Genomic DNA, 3,959 nt, shown 5'->3' on the forward strand with positions numbered 1-3,959 from the left:
ATGTCAGTTGTCAAAGTTAGCTTCAATGCGGAGCATGGAAAATCAATATCTTAGCGAAGGTCATGGTCACAGCAATTGGCTCCTGATTTCCCATAGTTGTCTTCATCATGTAGTATAAAATGCCCATACTTCCCTTCAATGTCGCCGATTTGGTTGCCGGCAGGGGGGACGTCGAGGTGGATGATCACGCTGATCAGATTGCCGAACGCGGTACACTCGGGTTGTCTGAAGAAGCACGGAAAGAGGCGCAGCGCCGATATCCAATCATAGCATCCCTGGCGGCTCAGAAACCGGTCTCAGGTCTTAATGCGCGGGGTGCTGCAGCTCTTCTGAGTATGAGCACCCGATCGGTCTACACGCTTGTCGCCCGGTTTCTGGCCTCAGGTGGATTGATGAGTTCGCTGGCTCCCGGAAAGCCATCCGGCGGCCGAGGCCGATCCAGAATGCCGGCGCGAGTGGACGACATTGTCACCGCCGCAATCTACGACACCTATCTGACGCGGCAGAAGCGTCGGATTGTTCGTCTGGTCGAGGAAGTTCAACTCAGGTGCAAAAAGGCCGGATTGCCGGCTCCTTCGGGGAAAACGATCCGCCGTCGCCTTGAGACAATTCGGGCTGAAGAGGTCGCGCGTCGTCGTGAAGGCCCGGGCAGCAGCGAAGCGAGACGGCTAACGTCGGCTGCGGGCCATGGGCCGGTCGCAACGGGACCGCTGGACATCGTCCAGATCGATCATACGCCGGTCGATATCATTCTGGTGGACGAAATCACACGCCTGCCCGTCGGACGGCCGTGGCTGACCGTGGCGATCGACGTCTATAGCCGTTGCATCACCGGCTTTCTGGTCTCGTTCGAGGCGCCGTCCGCAACGAGTGTCGGTTTGTGCCTCGCCCACTCTGGCGTTGACAAGGGGGCCTATCTCGACGGCTTGGGCCTCGATACAGAGTGGCCGATCGCAGGTGTCCCGCGTCTTCTGCATCTTGATAATGCAGCGGAATTTCATGGCGAGGCTCTCGCTCGCGGCTGCCAGCAGCATGGGATCGGCCTGGAATACCGCCCGAAGGGCCAACCTCATTTCGGTGGGGTGATCGAGCGTCTGATCGGCACCTTGATGGGCCTTATCCATGATCTGCCCGGCACGACGTTTTCAAATCCGACCGAACGGGGGACCTATGACAGCGATGCATCTGCGGTTCTTACGTTGTCCGAGCTGGAGCATTGGCTGGCTCTCGCGATCAGCGGACGCTACCATCACGAGGTCCACGAAGGGATCATGGAGCCGCCGCTCGCGCGGTGGAAGCGCGGAATTGCCGAGTATGGAGACCGGCGACCAGTCGCCAATAGCCGCGAATATCTGGTCGATTTCCTACCTGTCGTGCGTCGTACGATCCAACGCGATGGCTTCACGCTCGACCATATCACCTACTATTCCGATGTTCTGCGCCCGTGGATTGCAAACCGAGATCGGTGCCGATCCTTCCTGATCCGCCGCGATCCTCGCGATCTGTTGCAGATATTCGTACTTGAGCCTGACGGCCGCAGCTACGTGACGGTGCCTTGCCGGCGTTTGGAACGGCCTGGCATCTCGCTTTTTGAGCACCGGCAGGCTGTTCGAGCCATCAGGGCAGGTGGCCGAGCGCAGGTCGATGAAGACGTGATCTTCAGGACGGTCGAACAGCAGCGTGGACTGGTGAAGGCCGCGGCAAAGAAATCCAAAGCGGCTCGGCGCCTGCTGGCGCGACAGACACCAGCCCCTGAAAAGCCGGTGGATCGGGTGGTTGTCATGCCGACGATTGAAAACGAGTGCGCCGATGACCAGGCGGCCGTCTCGCCGCCATTTCAGATGGAAAGATGGTGATGACAGATCTCAGCCACCTTCCCCTCGATCTGCGAGAGATTGCAGCCGCGGACGTCGCGCAACGAATTGCCTTCATCCGTGGCCAATGGTGGATCGGCTACCCGCAGGCACAGACAGCGCTCAATCTGCTCAGCGCCGCGATTGAAAACGAGCCTGGCCGCGTCCGGCCGCAGTGTCTTCTGGTGCTCGGGCCAACAAACAACGGCAAATCAATGATCATCGAGAAATTCCGACGCGATCATACGCCGCCCACCTTGGCCGGCCGTGACGAGGAAAATATCCCTGTTGCCGTGGTGCAGATGCTTACCGATCCGGGCGTTGCGCGCTTCTACCAGCATCTCATTGGGGTTTTGGGAGCGCCGGTTCGCAGGACGGCCCGCAAGCATGATCTTGAAGCGCTGGCGTTGTCGATCCTCAAGAGGGTTCGCGCACGAATCCTCATCATCGACGAACTGCACAATCTTCTGGCTGGTACCGCACCGGCACAGCGGGAATTCCTCAATCTGCTGCGGTTCCTCGGCAACGAATTGCGAATCCCGATTGTCGGGGCAGGGACAAGGGACGCCTATCTCGCCATCCGCACCGATCCGCAACTTGAGAACCGGTTTCATCCGATCATACTGCCGGTGTGGGAGGAGGGAGACGAACTCGACCGGCTGATCCAGAGCCTTGTGGCGACGTTCCCGCTTCGTAAGCCGTCATTTCTCCGCTCGGCCGAGCTGCAGCGCTGGATTTTGGCTCGCACAGGCGGGACCATAGGCGAAATAGCTGCTCTGTTGCGTTCGGCTGCGGTTGCCGCGGTCGAGAGCGGGGAGGAGGCGATCAATCAGCGGTCCCTCCGCCAGATGAAATACCACGGTCCGGCAGAGCGCCGACGTCTCACCGAGAAGCTTCTGGTCTGACGATGGCGACAAGGCTGCCGATTCACCCTCAGCCATTGCCGCAAGAAGCCTTGTCGTCGTGGTTATGGCGGCTCGCCGATGCTTATGACATGGGCGTCGACGAATTCGCTGAAGCAGCCTTGGGGATCACTAGACCGGATATCGAATTGGCGGATTTCTGGCCGTCGGCTGCTTTGATCCAGAAGCTGGCGGAACGCACAGGTGTTGCTGTTGGTCGGATCCGGGCCATGACGATGGCAGCCTACGTGCCCTATCTGGTGGACAGTCTAGCGCCTCAAGGCGACATCTTTCCCGCCTATTGTTGTCAGTTTGGTATCTTTGAGAACCCAGCGTTGCGGGTGCGGCCGGTGCAGGCTGCTTGGTGGCTCCCTTGGCTTTCCGAAGATCTGGCCGGCGGCAAGATGATCGAGTGTGTTGATTGCCTGCGAAGCGATCGACAGCGCTTTGGACGCTTATATTGGCGGGCCAGTTGGATGGCGAGCTGCCCGAAACACGGCGTCCTGCTACAAGCTGCCAGTCCTTCCAAGCAATCCGATTATCCAGTTTCCAGGGAAGCCGCCGCAGAACTTGCTGCGCTCGACGGGTTGACCCTGCAGGCCGTTACGAAGGGCAGGGTACAGTTGCCTGGTGGCCGCATTGTTCACGGAGGCCTTTGGCTTCGTGTACTGCGTGGCGTTATCGACGAGATCTGTCGGCCTCGCCGCATGAAGGATGCGGCACGTCCGATAATTGAGGCCTCGTGGGCGGCCGTAGGCCTTCCCTATCGCCATGCCCTGGGGCGCTGGGGCATTTACGAGAAGCTGGGTCGTTTAGAACGGGCGAATGTCCTGAAAGTCGTAGCTGTGGCGATACAGCCGCTGATTAGAGCCGGCCTTGAGCCGATAAAGGCGCTCACGCGGTCCCTGCCGGTCGAAGCGCCATGCAGTGCAGCTTTCTCGCGCAATTTCGGGATAATGCCGCTGCAGATCGAAAACATCACCGTGCTCGCTCGTGAAAACCGTGACGTCGCGATCGACCTGCGTCGGATGCTCAACCATCTGCCTCGTAGCGCACGGTTCGTTGCTCAAACGGACGAAACCCTCGAAAGCCTGGGAATACCAGTGCTGGCGCCGCTGCTTGTTGCCAGGACGCCGCGCCGCGCCGGATACCCCTACTGAAGACAGCTTTGTCCCGCCAGTGCAGTCCACTGTGACAAATGACA

The 3,959-nt window shown here is 59.6% G+C and carries 3 protein-coding genes; all 3 read left to right on the forward strand.

The features are described 5' to 3' along the window. Positions 1–119 precede the first annotated feature (119 nt). The 3 genes from C7450_RS33375 to C7450_RS33385 are packed head-to-tail and all read left to right on the forward strand — an operon-like array spanning position 120 to position 3,915. Positions 120–1,856, forward strand: coding sequence for a Mu transposase C-terminal domain-containing protein (locus tag C7450_RS33375; protein WP_110378710.1), 1,737 nt, complete (start codon positions 120–122; stop codon positions 1,854–1,856). Then, positions 1,856–2,758 carry a TniB family NTP-binding protein gene (locus C7450_RS33380; protein WP_110378712.1) on the forward strand — a complete coding sequence of 301 codons (903 nt, stop codon included), beginning with the start codon at positions 1,856–1,858 and terminating at the stop codon, positions 2,756–2,758. The genes C7450_RS33375 and C7450_RS33380 overlap by 1 nt, the downstream gene beginning before the upstream one ends. A gap of 2 nt (positions 2,759–2,760) precedes the next feature. Beyond that, positions 2,761–3,915: a TniQ family protein gene (locus C7450_RS33385; RefSeq protein ID WP_110378711.1), complete on the forward strand. Its 1,155-nt coding sequence runs from the start codon at positions 2,761–2,763 to the stop codon at positions 3,913–3,915. The last annotated feature ends 44 nt before the right edge of the window (positions 3,916–3,959 follow it).

Origin of the sequence: Chelatococcus asaccharovorans (assembly GCF_003201475.1) — a bacterium.
Taxonomy (GTDB): domain Bacteria; phylum Pseudomonadota; class Alphaproteobacteria; order Rhizobiales; family Beijerinckiaceae; genus Chelatococcus; species Chelatococcus asaccharovorans.

Bases quoted from the DNA above. Each gene is read 5' to 3' on its own strand.
- C7450_RS33380 (WP_110378712.1), top strand. From the start codon at position 1,856: ATGACAGATCTCAGCCACCTTCCCCTCGATCTGCGAGAGATTGCAGCC.
- C7450_RS33375 (WP_110378710.1), top strand. From the start codon at position 120: ATGCCCATACTTCCCTTCAATGTCGCCGATTTGGTTGCCGGCAGGGGG.
- C7450_RS33385 (WP_110378711.1), top strand. From the start codon at position 2,761: ATGGCGACAAGGCTGCCGATTCACCCTCAGCCATTGCCGCAAGAAGCC.